Below are 14,494 nucleotides of genomic sequence, written 5' to 3'. Positions count from 1 at the left end.
AGGAGCAACCAATGTCCGGTTCGATGGCCCAGGCGTTCGCGCACAACTTTCTCGGGCATTCACCCCGCTGGTACAAGGCGTGTATCGTCGGGTTTCTGCTGCTCAATGCGCTGGTACTGTGGGCCGCAGGTCCGGTCGCCGCCGGCTGGTTGCTGGTGATCGAGTTCATTTTCACCCTGGCCATGGCGCTCAAGTGCTACCCGCTAATGCCCGGCGGCTTGTTGCTGATCGAAGCGCTGCTGCTGAAGATGACCACGCCCCAGGCGCTGTACGAAGAGCTGCAGCACAATTTCCCGGTGATTCTGCTGCTGATGTTCATGGTCGCCGGCATCTACTTCATGAAAGACCTGCTGCTGTTCCTGTTCTCGCGCCTGCTGCTGGGCGTGCGTTCAAAGGCACTGCTGGCCCTGATGTTCTGTTTTCTGTCGGCATTTCTTTCGGCGTTTCTCGACGCGCTGACCGTCACCGCAGTGATCATCAGCGCCGCCGTCGGCTTCTATTCGGTTTATCACCGAGTGGCCTCCGGCAACGACCCGCGCCAGGACAGCGAATTCAGCGATGACCGGCATCTGCCCCAGCTGCATCACGAGGATCTGGAACAGTTTCGCGCCTTCCTGCGCAGTCTGTTGATGCACGGCGCCGTCGGTACTGCACTGGGTGGCGTCTGCACCTTGGTTGGCGAACCGCAGAACCTGTTGATCGGCCACGAGATGGGTTGGCACTTCGCCGAGTTTTTCCTGAAGGTCGCACCGGTGTCGCTGCCGGTGCTGGTCGCGGGACTGGTGACCTGCCTGTTGCTGGAGAAACTGCGCTGGTTCGGCTACGGCACGCTGCTGCCGGACAACGTACGTGCAGTGCTCGCCAACTACGCCGCCGAAGACAACGCCGAACGCACGCCACGCCAACGCGCCGCCCTGCTGGTACAAGGCTGCGCTGCGCTGATCCTGATTGCCGGGCTGGCGTTCCATATTGCGGAAGTCGGGTTGATCGGCCTGATGGTGATTGTGTTGATCACTGCATTCACCGGGATCACCGACGAGCACCGACTGGGCAGCGCATTCAAGGACGCCATGCCGTTCACTGCGCTGCTGGTGGTGTTCTTCGCCGTGGTGGCGGTGATTCACGACCAGCAACTGTTTGCGCCACTGATTCAATGGGTGCTGGCACTGCCGGCGGAGCAGCAACCGGGGATGCTGTTCATCGCCAACGGTCTGCTGTCTGCAATCAGCGACAACGTGTTCGTCGCCACGATCTACATCACCGAAGTGAAGCAGGCGTTCCTGTCCGGGCACATGAGCCGCGAACATTTCGAGACGCTGGCGATTGCGATCAACACCGGCACCAACCTGCCGAGCGTGGCGACGCCCAATGGTCAGGCGGCGTTTCTGTTTCTGCTGACGTCGGCGATTGCGCCGCTGGTGCGGTTGTCTTACGGGCGGATGGTGTGGATGGCGTTGCCTTACACCGTGGTGATGGGATTGCTTGGCTGGTATGCCGTGAGTTACTGGCTGTAAAAACAACAACGGGAGCCGAAAAGGCTCCCGTTTTTTTATGCCTCGATCAATGCGGCAAGATGTACTTTTCGATGGCTTGCGCCACACCATCCTCGGTGTTCGGCCCCGTCACCACGTCGGCCTGACGCTTCACCGCGTCTTCTGCCTGCCCCATGGCTATCGACAACCCGGCAACATGGAACATCGCCGGATCATTGCCGCCATCGCCAATCGCAGCCGTCTGCGCCAGCGGCACACCGAGGTGTTCAGCCAGCGTGACCAGCGCCGAGCCCTTGTTCGCCTCGACTGCCGTCACGTCCAGGTACACCGGTTGCGAGCGCGACACCTGCGCGAGGCCCTCGACCTTCGGCAGCAAACGCGCCTCCAGCTCGATCAGCAGTTCGGTGTTGTTGCTGGTGGCCACGATCTTGTCGATGCGCTCCAGATACGGCTCGAAACTCTCCACCACCACCGGCGGATAACCCAGCCCGTGCTGCTCGCGCGGCACCATCGGCCCGTGCGGATCCTTGAGCAGCCAGTCACCACCGCTGAACACCCAGATTTCGACATCCGGCTGATCGGCAAACAGCGCCAGCGCCGTCAGCGCGGCCGTGGCCGGCAGGTAATGCGCGACCAGAATGCTGCCATCCGGGTTGACGATCGTGCCGCCGTTGAACGCGGCGGTCGGCAGATCGACACCCAGCGCTTCGATCTGCTGCAGCATGGCTTTGGGCGGCCGCCCCGTGGCGAGACTGAACAGCACGCCCGCTTCGCGCAGCGAACGAACCGCGTCAATCGTGCGCTGACTCAGGCTGTGATCGGGCAGCAACAGCGTGCCGTCCATATCACTCAGAAAAAAACGGATCGGCTCGCTCATCCGAGACCATGCCAGACGCGACCATCGCGAGTCAGCAGGTCATCGGCGGCTTTCGGCCCGTCTTCGCCGGCGGCATAGGTTTGTACACTGGCGTCCTGTTGCCAGGCATCAAGGAACGGCTGTACCGCGCGCCAGCCGTTCTCGATGTTGTCGGCGCGCTGGAACAGCGTCTGGTCACCGGTCAGGCAGTCATAGATCAGGGTTTCGTAGCCGGTGGACGGCTGCATTTCGAAGAAGTCCTTGTAGGCGAAACCCAGCTCGATGTTGGCCATGTTCAGCGCCGGCCCCGGCCGTTTGGCCAGCAGGTCGAACCACATGCCTTCGTTGGGCTGGATCTGGATACGCAGGTAGGTCGGTTGCAATTCGTCGACCTCGGTATCGCGGAACTGCGCATACGGCGCCGGTTTGAAGCAGATGACGATCTCGGTGTCGCGCACGCTCATGCGTTTGCCGGTGCGCAGGTAGAACGGCACGCCGACCCAACGCCAGTTGTCGATCATCACTTTCAGCGCCACGTAGGTTTCCGTGGTGCTGTCGGGGGAGACGTTGTTTTCATCGCGATAACCGGCCACCGGTTTGCCAGCGACTTCACCGGCGCTGTATTGGCCGCGTACCGAGTTTTCCCGTGCTTCTTTGATAGTCCAGGGGCGGATCGCGCCGACCACCTTGGCCTTCTCGCCCCGCACCGCATCGGCGCCGAACGCGGCCGGCGGCTCCATCGCAACCATGGCCAGCAACTGGAACAGGTGGTTGGGCACCATGTCCCGCAGGGCGCCGGTGTGTTCGTAAAAACTGCCACGGGTTTCGACACCGACGGTTTCGGCGGCGGTGATTTGCACGTGGTCGATGTAATGGTTGTTCCAGAACGCTTCGAACAGGCTGTTGGAGAACCGGCTGACCAGAATGTTCTGCACGGTTTCCTTGCCCAGATAGTGATCGATCCGGTAGATCTGCTTTTCCGACATGACCTTGAGCAGGCAGGCGTTCAATGCCTCGGCGGTTTGCAGGTCGGAACCGAACGGTTTTTCGATCACCACCCTTCTGAAGGCTTCCGGGGTTTCTTCGAGCAACCCGGCGCTGCCGAGACGGCGCACCACTTCGCTGAAGAAACGTGGCGCGGTGGCCAGGTAGAACACCGCATTGCCAGTGCCGCTGTCGGCGATTTTTGCCGCCAGAGCTGAATAGGTGCTGTCGTCCAGGAAGTCGCCCTGGACGTAGCTGATGCCTTTGGCGAGTTTGGCCCACAAGGCCGGATCAAGCATCTGATCGCCCTTGCCGACCTTGGCTGCCACTTCGGTGCGGATGAAATCTTCGAGCTTCTGCGCGAAGGCTTCATCGGTAATGGCGTTATGGTCAACGCCAACGATCCGCAGGCCATCATCCAGCAGGCCGTCGCGACTCAGGTTGTACAGCGCCGGCATGAGCAGACGCTTGACCAGATCACCGTGGGCGCCGAACAGAAACAGCGTGGTCGGTGGCGCGGGTTCTGCCTTGGATTTCCTGCGGATCGTATGGGTCATTTCTTCGGAGTCTCCACATGGCCGCCGAAGCCGAAGCGCTGGGCCGAAAGAATCTTGTCGCCGAAAGTGCCCTGGCCGCGGGAGCGGTAGCGCGAGAACAGCGAGTTGGACAGCACCGGTACCGGCACCTTTTGTTCCATGGCCGCTTCGATGGTCCATTGACCTTCGCCGCTGTCGGCCACGGAGCCGGAGAAGCCGTCGAGTTTCGGGTCGACCGCCAGGGCATCGGCGGTCAGGTCGAGCAGCCACGACGACACCACGCTGCCACGACGCCAGACTTCGGCAATGTCAGCCACGTTCAGGTCGAAACGCTGGTCCTCCGGCAGAAGCTCGCTGGACTTGGTCTTGAGAATGTCGAAGCCTTCGGCAAAGGCCGCCATCATCCCGTACTCGATCCCGTTGTGGATCATCTTGACGAAGTGACCGGCACCGGCGGGACCGGCGTGGATGTAGCCGTGCTCGGCACGGTGGTCATCGGACTTGCGGTCCCTGGTGCGCGGAATGTCGCCCATGCCCGGCGCCAGAGCGGCGAACAGCGGATCCAGACGCTTAACGGTCTCGGCATCGCCGCCGATCATCATGCAGTAGCCGCGCTCCAGGCCCCAGACGCCGCCGGAGGTGCCGACGTCGATGTAGTGCAGGCCCTTCTCGGCCAGGGTTTTGGCCCGGCGGATGTCGTCCTTGTAGTTGGTGTTGCCGCCATCGATGATGGTGTCGCCCGCTTCGAGCAGCGTGCTCAGGGTTTCGATGGTGTCTTCAGTCGGTGCGCCGGCCGGCAGCATGACCCACACGGCACGCGGCTTGGCCAGGCCTGCGACCAGTGCAGGCAGATCGGCGACGCCGGTAGAGCCCTCGGCGGCCAGGGTGTCGACAAAGGCGGTATTGCGGTCGTAAACAACGGTGGTGTGACCGTTGAGCATCAGACGTCGCGCAATATTGCCGCCCATGCGGCCCAGTCCAATAATCCCGAGTTGCATGTGCTGATGCTCCTTACTACAAATAAAAGTGTGTCAAAGGTTATAGCCCAACGTGAATCATGGAGCTTAGTCCAGAGCGTCGGTGTGAAGTTTCCGGGCATTGTGCCCGATCCAGACTGATAACGTCGGGAAACGTGCCGAAGACACAACGACCATGAAAAATAAAAAAGTTCCATTCACGAGCAAAAGAAATCAAAATCGGCGCCGATAGTATGTCAGCAACCGAATTCGGGGCTGAACTACAGTTGAGACACGCCATTTGCGAGGTGAGCAATGGGCACAGTACACACAGCAATGCCGCCACAAACCCTGTACGTCACCATCCGTCGTGATGAATTGCGTCAGTTGAAAGATGAACGCGACCAGCTCAAGCAGGAACTCGCGCAATTGCGCCTGCTGACCCAAGGCGCCGAGCCGCAGCCCTTGCCACGCGTACAGCGCTCGCCCCACGCCTGATCCCCGCCCGCTTCGGGAGCAGCCATTGCTGTTCCCGACATGCTGCACCTCCTGCCCTTTTCGGCAACTAACAAAGTTTTCACATTCGCTTGTTGATACTCCCGCGCATTCTGGCCGTGCGTCTGTGCGCATGGCCTCCGTTCGTCGGGCTCATGCGTCCTTTGCATGAAACGCCCGGTGGTGGATGTAACGACTGAGCTGGAGTGCTGAATGGCGGTGTTCAAACGCAGCAATACGACTGCGACAGGTTTTGATTGGGCCGGTTTTATCTGGCTGTTCGTGTTCTTCTGGTACTTCTCCGGTATCACCCAACTGCTGATCCAGTTGACGGGCACCTCTGGGTTCACCGGGTTCCGCCAGGCCTTCGTGATGAGCGCCGTGTGGCTCGCGCCGATGCTGCTGTTCCCCAAACGCACCCGTCTGCTCGCCGCGCTGATCGGCGTGGTGTTGTGGGCCTGCTCGATGGCCAGCCTGGGTTACTTCTTCATCTACCAACAGGAATTCTCCCAGAGCGTGATCTTCATCATGTTCGAGTCGAACGTGTCCGAAGCTGGCGAGTACATGACCCAGTACTTCGCCTGGTGGATGGTTCCGGCGTTCCTTGCACATACTGCGTTCGCGTATTTCCTGTGGACCCGCCTGCGTCCGGTGTACCTGCCCCGTGGCCGGGCATTCGTCGCCGCCATGGCAATCCTGGTGGCCGTGATCGGTTATCCGCTGGTCAAGCAGACAATGCGTACCGGCAGCTTCGAGCAAGGCTTCGAGAAATTCGAAACCCGCATCGAACCCGCCGTGCCGTGGCAGATGGCCGTGGCTTATCACCGTTATCAGGAAACCCTGGCCGACATGCAGGGCATGCTGCACAGCGCGAGCAAGATCCCGCCGCTGAAAAACCTCAAGGACTCGGGCGCCAATCAGCCGGCGACTCTGGTGCTGGTCATCGGCGAGTCCACCAATCGCCAGCGCATGAGCCTCTACGGTTACCCGCGCAAAACCACGCCGGAACTGGACAAGCTCAAGGATCAGCTGACGGTTTTCGACAACGTCATCACCCCGCGCCCTTACACCATCGAGGCGCTGCAACAGGTGCTGACCTTCGCCGACGAAGAAAACCCGGACCTGTACCTGTCCACGCCGTCGCTGGTCAGCATGATGAAACAGGCCGGTTACAAGACGTTCTGGATCACCAACCAGCAGACCATGACTAAACGCAACACCATGCTCACGACCTTCTCCGAACAGGCCGACGAGCAGGTGTACCTGAACAACAACCGCAACCAGAACGCCGCGCAGTACGACGGCGACGTGATCGAGCCGTTCAACAAGGCCCTGGCCGACGCGGCGCCGCGCAAGTTGATCGTCGTGCACCTGCTCGGTACGCACATGAGCTACCAGTACCGTTATCCGCCGAGCTTCGACAAGTTCCAGGATCGCAACGGCGTTCCGGCCGGTGTGCGTGACGATCAGGTGCCGACCTATAACAGCTACGACAACGCGGTGCTGTACAACGACTTCGTGGTCTCGAGCCTGATCAAGGACTACGCCAAGTCCGATCCGAACGGCTTCCTGCTCTACCTCTCCGACCACGGTGAAGACGTGTTCGACTCGGTGGGCCACAGCACGCTGGGTCGCAACGAAAACAAGCCGACGGCGCCGATGTACACCATTCCGTTCATGGCCTGGGCGTCGCCGAAGTGGCGTGAAAACCACGACTGGAGTTTCGCCGGGGATCTGAGCCGCCCTTACAGCAGCTCGCACCTGATCCACACCTGGGCGGACCTGGCCGGTTTGAGTTTCGATGAACTGGATCGCAGCAAGAGCCTGGTCAGCGACAGCTTCAAGCCACGTCCACTGTTGATCGGCAACCCTTACGAACGCGAGCAGCGGGCCCTGATCGACTTCAGCCTGATGAAGCCGAAAAAACCCGCGGCCACGACCACGGAAGTGGTGTTGCAGGAGTAACAGAAAGGGCCGGAACCGGCCCTTTTCAACATTTACAATCGTACTGCCCCTTCCCTTGCAACCTGCACGCGTCATTCACGCGTGCAGCGTTCGTCCGATACGCCGTGGAAATACGCTGTAAAACCTAGACTGAACGAGCGTTAACCTCTTGTTAATGCCCTCGACGGACACTGCGCCCCGAGGCTTAGATTCATGGATGAACGGCTCCGACATTTTTCGTAGGAGGCACCATGAAAACCACGACTGCAATCCTTGCCGGTCTACTCACCCTGGCATCCGCCAGCGCATTCGCCGAAGGCGGCGCCGAGCGCATGAGACATTACTGGGCAAACTTCCCGGTTCATTCCGCACAGAGCCAGCAGGCTGACGCGAAGACCAATGAACTCAAGGTTCCGGACGACCAGACCGCCCAGGTCACCGAGTCCTATCGCCCTTGAGCGAACGCTGTACCGATGGACCTGCGCTGGCCCGGCTCTGGCCTCGCAGATGACAGTTGGGCGCCCTTTCCGGGCGCCTTTTTTTATGCCTGCAAATCCTTGATCCAGAACAGCATGCGCCCGTGATTCGGGTCGAACATGCCTGGCGCGAAGCCGAATTTGGCATAGGAATTTTGCGCTATGGCGTTACCTTCGAGTACCTCCAGAGTGATCTTGCAGCAACCACGCTGACGGGCGATGTCCTCGACCTTGCGCAGCATTTTCTGACTCAGCCCCAGACCGCGAAACTTCGTCACCACTGACACGTCGTGCACATTGACCAGCGGTTTGCAGGCAAACGTGGAAAACCCTTCAAAGCAGTTCACCAGCCCCGCCGGCTCGCCACCGACAAAGGCCAGGACGCTGAACGCGTGGGGCCGTTTGGCCAGTTCGGCGGGCAGTTGCTGCAACAGTTCAGGGGCAATCGGATGGCCGCCGCCCATCGGGTCCTCGGCGTAATGATTGAGTACGCCACCGATGGCTTCGGCATGCACCGGATTGGTGTAACTGGCTTGAAGCACAAGAATTTCTGCGGAATCCATTTCCTTCCTCGATCGCACGGGGCCCCGGCGCGTTTGATACGCACTGATAGGCTCGGCGACCTTAGCGCGAGGCAGGTCCCGGCGACAACCCGACGTTTTCAGTGGCCCCAGATGAGTTCTTCGGTCCAGCCCAGCTCGGCAAAATCCTCGGCTCGCAAACCGGACTCGCCGGCACAGAAAAACTCGTCCAGTTGCGGCGGTTTTACCGAGGTGCCGCTGAGCATGGCGTGAACCTGGCCGCGATGGTGGATCTGATGTTCGAACAGGTGCGAGATCATCCGCAGACGGCTGTCGTGCTGTGGCGTGTCGCGGGCGATGGTGACGATGCGCCCCAGATCGGCATCGCGCAGTTGCTCGCAGTAGGCGATCAGCCTGCGGTCGACATGGGCCTGTTCCCGGCGCAAGGCCTGTGACTCGGTGAAGGGTTCGTCAGCGTTGAAGAACACGTAGCAATCGGGATGCGGTTCGTCACCGCGCAACTCCCGCTCCAGCGCGTCGACGTAGAACCAGTCGCAGGTGAGGATATGGTTGAGGGTCAGGCGGATGCTCGGGAAGAAACTGGCCCGTGGCGCCGCCAGCTCCGTGTCGTCGAGCTGGCTCCAGGCCTTGGCCAGTCGATGGTTGGCCCAGGCATTCTGATAAGCCATGGTCAGCAAATGGTGGGACAGGGGCTGAGTCATGTGGCGCCTCCGTGTTTCAGGTCTCGGCGAAGCGTTGCAGCTGCATCTCCTGCAAGCGGCTGAGGGTCCGGCGGAACGGGAATTCCAGATAGCCCTCGGTATACAGCGCGTCCATCGGCACTTCAGCCTCGATGAACAGCGGCACCTTGCGGTCGTAGCACTCGTCGACCAGCGCGATGAAGCGGCGCACGCCGTCGTCGTGCACCGACAACTGCGGCAATTCGCGATCGCCGGCCACCACCCGCTCCGCGCCATCCTCGGTGCCACGGGCGATCCGCCCTTCGCGTTTTTTCGCGCTTAGGTTCGGCACTTCGCTCAACAGGATAGCCCGGTAGGTGTCGCACAGCGCGATGAAATCCATGGCGGCGAACGGTTGCTCGCACAGGTCGGCGTAACGGCACCACAGCACCGAATCGCTGGCCTGCACCACGTTCAGGGCACGGTAACCGACCGGCACCGGTTCGCCACTGACGGTTTGCCCGGCCGCCAAGGCGTCGAACACCTGGCTTAGCGCGCTACCCTGCCCCGGCTGAGTGACCCAGTAGCGCTGCTCGATGGCGCCGGGATGCAATCGATGATCTTCGGCGCCGTTTACCGCGACCACTTGCATGTGCTGTTTGATCGCGGTGATCGCCGGCAGGAAGCGGTCGCGGTTGAAGCCGTCGGCATACAGCTGATCCGGTGGCAGGTTGGAAGTGCAGACCACCACCACGCCCTCGTCGAACATCACTTGAAACAAGCGCCCGAGAATGATCGCGTCGCCGATGTCATTGACGAACAGCTCGTCGAAACACAGCACTCGCACTTCAGCCGCCAGCTCACGGGCCAGGGCTCGCAACGGATCGGCGATCCCGGTCAACTGGAAGGAGCGTTGGTGCACCCAGCCCATGAAGTGATGAAAGTGCTGCCGCCGCGCCGGCACCCGCAGGCTCTGATGAAACTGATCCATCAGCCAGGTCTTGCCGCGCCCGACCGGGCCCCACAGGTAAACGCCGGTGACCGAACGGGCACCGGCGTGCAGGGCTTCATGGCATTTTTGCAAGGCCCAGACCGCGTGCTCCTGGGCTTCATCCTGGATGAAGCCCTTGTGGTCGACGGCATATTGCCAGGCGCTCAGGGGGGAGTCGAAAGTCATGCGCGGCAGTATGCCACGACGGCTACAAGGAAATATCCAGCCGAGCGATTTTGCCCTGTTCGTTGAGGCGGAACGTGTAGCGCAGCTCCAGCGGGCTGCCGGGAAACGTTCCGGAGATCAGCCCTTGCACCAGTACTTTGCCGGTGCGCTGCTGGACGCCGAGCACTTCGACCCGTGGCTGATAGCGCTGGGCGGTGTCCTGCATCCAATTGGCGATGGCCTGCGGGCCGACCTGATGATGGCCTTCATCGAACACATGGGCATCCTCGGCAAAAAAACTGCCGACCCGGGAGGTATCGCGAGCATTGGCAGCATTGATGTACTCAACGATGGCCGGGGCGAGTATCGAGGTGGGATGGAACATGAGTGCAGCTCCTTTTTTCGGGTTCTGTCGCCATCCTAGAACACCCCTGCGTCAATTCCTGTCAGGAGTGAAGCGGCCGTTTTCGTCCAGTTGCATCAGCCGCTGCCAGGTGCGCAACAGGTCGCTGCGACGCCCCGCATAGCGCTCGCCCTGCAGGCTGGCGGCGGCAATCCGGTCGGTGCGAAACGTGCGATAGGCACCGCGCAATTCACACCACGCGACGATGATCCGCACCTCGTTGAGAAAACCCAGCGCCAGCGGCCAGATCAACCGCTGGCTTTGCACCTGCTGCGCATCGGCATAATCGATGTGCAGCTTGGCCTGATCGCGGATGGCGTGGCGGAACACGTTCAACGGCACGGCGTTTTGCGGAAAACCGTAACCCGGCGGCCCGGGCATGACGGTCGGATTGCGCAGCGCTTCCTGGGCCTGCGGGTCCAGCACCGCAGCGATTTTCGCCAGTGCATCCGCCGCAGCCTTGCTCAGCACTTCGTCGCCGCGCTGATCGACATAACGCAGGCCCAGCACGATGGCTTCGGTCTCGTCGGCGTTGAGCATCAGCGGCGGCAGAAACAGACCGCTGCGCAGCACATACCCGATGCCCGCCTCGCCATGGATCGGCGCGCCGAGGGCGGTCAGTTCGGCGATATCGCGATAGAGGGTGCGCTCGGAGATTTCCAGCTCGGAGGCCAGCGTTGCTGCGGTGACCGGGCGTTTCTTGCCACGCAGCACTTGCAACAGGGTCAACAGTCGAGTGGTTCGCGACACGGTGTGAGGCTCTGGGCAGAAAATTTGCCGGAGCTTAGCAGAGCCTGGTGTCAGAAATTGTCAGGAGCTTTCACCAGGCTCGGAGGGGATCACGCGTCGACTTTGTGCCGGGCCGCGTACAGGCAAAGCATCTCCATGGCCAGGGTCGCCGCCGCCAGCGACGTCACGTCCGCGTGGTCATAAACCGGGGCGACTTCCACAACATCCATCCCGACCAGATTGATCCCGCGCAGACCGCCAAGGATTTCCAGAGCCTGTACCGTGCTCAACCCGCCGCATACCGGCGTACCAGTGCCCGGGGCGAAGGCAGGATCCAGACAATCGATGTCGAACGTCAGGTACACCGGGTGATCGCCGACCCGCGCGCGAATCGCGTCAACAATTGCTTCGCAACCACGGCGATGCACCTGCCGCGCATCGAGCACCTGAAAGCCCTGATGATCGTCGTTGGTGGTGCGCAAACCGATCTGCACCGAACGCGCCGGATCCACCAACCCTTCCCGCGCTGCGTGCCAGAACATGGTGCCGTGATCGACCCGTTTGCCGCCCTCGTCCGGCCAGGTGTCGCTGTGGGCATCGAAGTGGATCAGCGACAACGTGCCGTGCTTGCGCGCATGGGCCTTGAGCAGCGGATAGCTGATGAAATGATCGCCGCCGAAGGTGAGCATGGCGCTGCCGGAGCTGAGGATGTGCTCGGCGTGGGCTTCGATGCTTTCCGGGATGGTGTGCGGCGAGCCGTAATCGAAGTCGCAGTCGCCGTAATCGATCACCGCCAGATGATCGAACGGGTCGAACGTCCATGGCCAGTGCCGTTCCCAGGCAATCCCGGTGGACGCTGCGCGAATCCCGCGCGGCCCGAAACGAGCGCCAGGACGGTTGCTGGTGGCGGTGTCGAACGGCACACCGCTGACCGCCACGTCCACGCCGCGCAGGTCGCGGCTGTAGCGTCGGCGCATGAAACTGGTGATCCCGGCGTAAGTGCTTTCGGCAGCAGTGCCGTAAAGGCTGTCACGGGTCAGGGCCTGATCGTTTTGCACTGGCACGTCCATCGGTGTGCTCCTGTTGTTATGAAAGGCTATTGGCGGCTACGGAAAGTGGTCCACAGGCGTGTGCGCTGGCGCATGTCCTTGAGGCTCATGCTGTGGTCGGCGTACAGCCGCTCGCGCACTTCGGGTTTTGGGAAAATGTCCGGATCGCTGCGCACCGCCTCATCCACCAGCGGCGTGGCGGCCTGGTTGGCGGTGGCGAAGAACAGCGTATTGGTCAGCGCCGCCACGGATTCGGGGCGCAACATGAACTCGATGAAAGTCCTTGCGGCTTCGGGGTGCGGCGCGTCTTTCGGGATGGCGAGGTTGTCCTGCCACACCAGCGTGCCTTCCTTGGGAATCCGGTAAGCGACTTCGAACGGCTTGTTGGCCTTGCGCGCCTGATCGGCGGCCATACTCGCGTCACCGTTGTAGGTCAGCGCCAGGCAGACGCTGCCATTGGCCAGATCATTGATCTGCCGACCGGTGGCGACGTACAGCACCGAGGGCTGCAACTGCTGTAACAAGGCTTCGGCGGCAGCCAGATCTTTCTTGTCGGTGCTGTAGGGATCTTTCCCGAGATAGTGCAGCGCCAGGCCGATCACTTCCTGTGGCGAATCGAGAATCGCGATCCCGCAATCCTTGAGCTTGCTGGCGTATTCGGGCTTGAACAGCAGATCGAGGCTGTTGAGCGGCACGTCGGGCAGCCGCTGCTTCACGGCTTCGACGTTCATGCCCAGCCCGAGCGTGCCCCAGGTGTAAGGCACGCTGTAGCGGTTACCGGGATCGACTGCCGCCAGTTTTTCCAGCAGATCCGGATCGAGATTGGCGTAGCCCTTGAGCCCGTCGCGCGGGATTTCCTTCAATGCGCCGGCGGCCAACCCACGGGCCAGCACGCTGGACGAAGGCACCACCACGTCGTAACCGCTGCCACCGGTGAGCAATTTGGTTTCCAGCACCTCTGAGGTATCGAAGGTGTCGTAGCGCACGTGAATGCCGGTTTCCTTTTCGAAGCGCTGCAAGGTGTCCGGCGCCACGTAATCGGCCCAGCTGTAGAGATTGAGCGTCTTCTCTTCGGCCTGGGCGGCGATGGAGACGGTAAGCAACAACGCGGGCAAACACAGCTTGAAGACGGGAGCCATGACGAACACCTGACCGAAGGAAGTGGTGGCAGGATGCGCCGTCGGATACATTCGAAAAATATCAAGTTTGTTAACCTGACTTTATCCAGGAGTAATGTGATGCTCGGTCAGCTCCACGATGTCGATCTTCAGCTTCTGCGGCTGTTTCTCGGCGTGGTCGAATCCAATGGTTTCAGCGCAGCCCAGGGTGAACTGGGGCTGAGCCAGTCGAGCATCAGCCAGCAAATGGCCAAGCTTGAGACGCGTCTCGGCTATCGGGTGTGCAACCGGGGCAAGGGCGGTTTCAGCCTGACGCCCAAGGGCGAGCAACTGTTGATTGCGGCGCGGGCGCTGTTCGATTCGATCGAAACCTTCCGCCATCAATCCAACGGCGTCGCCGGGCGCTTGATCGGTGAAGTGCGACTGGGCCTGTCGGAGGCGGTCGATCAGTCGGTGCTGCAACGGGTGGCGGATGCGATCCGCCGGTTTCGCGAGCGGGACGAATCGGTGCGCATCGAGTTGATCAGCGCCATGCCCGGCGAAATGGAGCGCCTGCTGCTGCAACAGCGGCTGGACCTGGCCATCGGTTACTTCTCCCAGGTACAGAGCGCGTTCGACTACCGCGAACTGTTCAGCGAAACCCAGCATCTGTATTGCGCGCCCGGCCATCCGCTGTTTACCGACGAGGCCCCTGATGACGCGGCGTTGCAGGCCTGCGACCGGGTCGATCACCCGTATCGGTTTTTGCGCAGTGACGAGCCATTTCAGGGCAAGGTCTGCTCGGCACGCTCGGAACAGGTCGAAGGCACCCTTGCCTTCATTCTGTCCGGCAAACACGTCGGTTATCTGCCCGATCACTACGCCCGCCAATGGCAGGACAAAGGCTTGCTGCGCCCGGTGCGCGAAGGCGAGTTGAGCTTTGACGTGGCGTTCCATCTGGCCCGCCATCGGGCGCAAGTGCCCGGCGATGCGCAGAAGGCTTTTGAAGAAGACCTGCTGTCAGCCTTTGGTCGAACCTGACCTTTTGGGCAGTTTTAATGCGTTGCCCTCGTCTCCCGCTTACGGCATCCTGCGCACCCATTTTCCGACCCGGCCCCG

Annotated in this window: 15 protein-coding genes; 5 read left to right on the top strand and 10 right to left on the bottom strand. The window is 61.3% G+C overall.

Going from position 1 to position 14,494, the window contains the following annotated elements:
• The first annotated feature begins 11 nt into the window (after positions 1-11).
• Positions 12-1,514 (top strand): sodium/proton antiporter NhaB, encoded by a 1,503-nt coding sequence (gene nhaB / locus ACKUG4_RS02010; protein WP_445433294.1) that lies wholly within the window; start codon positions 12-14, stop codon positions 1,512-1,514.
• A gap of 46 nt (positions 1,515-1,560) precedes the next feature.
• On the opposite strand, the gene ACKUG4_RS02005 is transcribed toward nhaB, so the two are convergent.
• From ACKUG4_RS02005 to gnd, 3 genes are read right to left on the bottom strand one after another with little or no spacing between them, the layout of a single operon-like run.
• On the bottom strand, positions 1,561-2,370 hold the full coding sequence (locus ACKUG4_RS02005) for an HAD family hydrolase (protein WP_445433293.1): 810 nt from the start codon (positions 2,368-2,370) through the stop codon (positions 1,561-1,563).
• Positions 2,367-3,890, bottom strand: a complete 1,524-nt coding sequence (zwf, locus tag ACKUG4_RS02000) for a glucose-6-phosphate dehydrogenase (RefSeq protein ID WP_445433292.1) — start codon at positions 3,888-3,890, stop codon at positions 2,367-2,369. The genes ACKUG4_RS02005 and zwf overlap by 4 nt, the downstream gene beginning before the upstream one ends.
• Entirely contained in the window at positions 3,887-4,867 is a 981-nt protein-coding gene (gene gnd, locus ACKUG4_RS01995; RefSeq protein ID WP_064596363.1) for a phosphogluconate dehydrogenase (NAD(+)-dependent, decarboxylating), read from the bottom strand. Before gnd ends, zwf begins: the two co-directional genes overlap by 4 nt.
• Before the next feature lie 273 nt (positions 4,868-5,140).
• On the opposite strand from gnd, the gene ACKUG4_RS01990 reads away from it, so the two are divergent.
• The 3 genes from ACKUG4_RS01990 (at position 5,141) to ACKUG4_RS01980 (ending at position 7,722) form a co-directional block, all read left to right on the top strand.
• Positions 5,141-5,323, top strand: coding sequence for a DUF6026 family protein (locus ACKUG4_RS01990; protein WP_007957508.1), 183 nt, complete (start codon positions 5,141-5,143; stop codon positions 5,321-5,323).
• A 210-nt stretch (positions 5,324-5,533) separates the two neighbouring features.
• On the top strand, positions 5,534-7,285 hold the full coding sequence (locus tag ACKUG4_RS01985) for a phosphoethanolamine transferase CptA (protein WP_064596361.1): 1,752 nt from the start codon (positions 5,534-5,536) through the stop codon (positions 7,283-7,285).
• 230 nt (positions 7,286-7,515) lie between these two features.
• Positions 7,516-7,722 (top strand): hypothetical protein, encoded by a 207-nt coding sequence (locus tag ACKUG4_RS01980; protein ID WP_007957512.1) that lies wholly within the window; start codon positions 7,516-7,518, stop codon positions 7,720-7,722.
• Between the two features lie 83 nt (positions 7,723-7,805).
• Here the strand turns inward: ACKUG4_RS01980 and ACKUG4_RS01975 are convergent, their stop codons facing one another.
• The 7 genes from ACKUG4_RS01975 to ACKUG4_RS01945 all read right to left on the bottom strand — a co-directional run bounded on the left by ACKUG4_RS01975 (position 7,806) and on the right by ACKUG4_RS01945 (position 13,417).
• A complete protein-coding gene (locus ACKUG4_RS01975; RefSeq protein WP_445433291.1) occupies positions 7,806-8,303 on the bottom strand; it encodes a GNAT family N-acetyltransferase in 498 nt (165 codons plus the stop codon).
• A gap of 98 nt (positions 8,304-8,401) precedes the next feature.
• The gene (locus ACKUG4_RS01970; protein ID WP_163975105.1) at positions 8,402-8,983 is read right to left on the bottom strand and encodes a DinB family protein; all 582 of its coding nucleotides are present in this window, start codon (positions 8,981-8,983) and stop codon (positions 8,402-8,404) included.
• 16 nt (positions 8,984-8,999) lie between these two features.
• Positions 9,000-10,118, bottom strand: coding sequence for a cell division protein ZapE (zapE, locus tag ACKUG4_RS01965; RefSeq protein WP_064596356.1), 1,119 nt, complete (start codon positions 10,116-10,118; stop codon positions 9,000-9,002).
• A gap of 22 nt (positions 10,119-10,140) precedes the next feature.
• Positions 10,141-10,482 carry a nuclear transport factor 2 family protein gene (locus ACKUG4_RS01960; RefSeq protein WP_007957516.1) on the bottom strand — a complete coding sequence of 114 codons (342 nt, stop codon included), beginning with the start codon at positions 10,480-10,482 and terminating at the stop codon, positions 10,141-10,143.
• 51 nt (positions 10,483-10,533) lie between these two features.
• Positions 10,534-11,250, bottom strand: a complete 717-nt coding sequence (locus ACKUG4_RS01955) for a helix-turn-helix transcriptional regulator (protein ID WP_445433290.1) — start codon at positions 11,248-11,250, stop codon at positions 10,534-10,536.
• Positions 11,251-11,339: 89 nt separating this feature from the next.
• A complete protein-coding gene (gene speB / locus ACKUG4_RS01950) occupies positions 11,340-12,299 on the bottom strand; it encodes an agmatinase (RefSeq protein ID WP_445433289.1) in 960 nt (319 codons plus the stop codon).
• Positions 12,300-12,325: 26 nt separating this feature from the next.
• On the bottom strand, positions 12,326-13,417 hold the full coding sequence (locus ACKUG4_RS01945; RefSeq protein WP_445433288.1) for a polyamine ABC transporter substrate-binding protein: 1,092 nt from the start codon (positions 13,415-13,417) through the stop codon (positions 12,326-12,328).
• A 99-nt stretch (positions 13,418-13,516) separates the two neighbouring features.
• On the opposite strand from ACKUG4_RS01945, the gene ACKUG4_RS01940 reads away from it, so the two are divergent.
• Positions 13,517-14,416, top strand: a complete 900-nt coding sequence (locus ACKUG4_RS01940; RefSeq protein WP_445433287.1) for a LysR family transcriptional regulator — start codon at positions 13,517-13,519, stop codon at positions 14,414-14,416.
• Positions 14,417-14,494 lie beyond the last annotated feature (78 nt).

This window comes from Candidatus Pseudomonas auctus (genome assembly GCF_048654275.1).
GTDB lineage: Bacteria > Pseudomonadota > Gammaproteobacteria > Pseudomonadales > Pseudomonadaceae > Aquipseudomonas > Aquipseudomonas pharyngis.
Note: the sequence above shows the minus strand (reverse complement) of the source record. Positions and strands in the feature narration are given on the sequence as shown.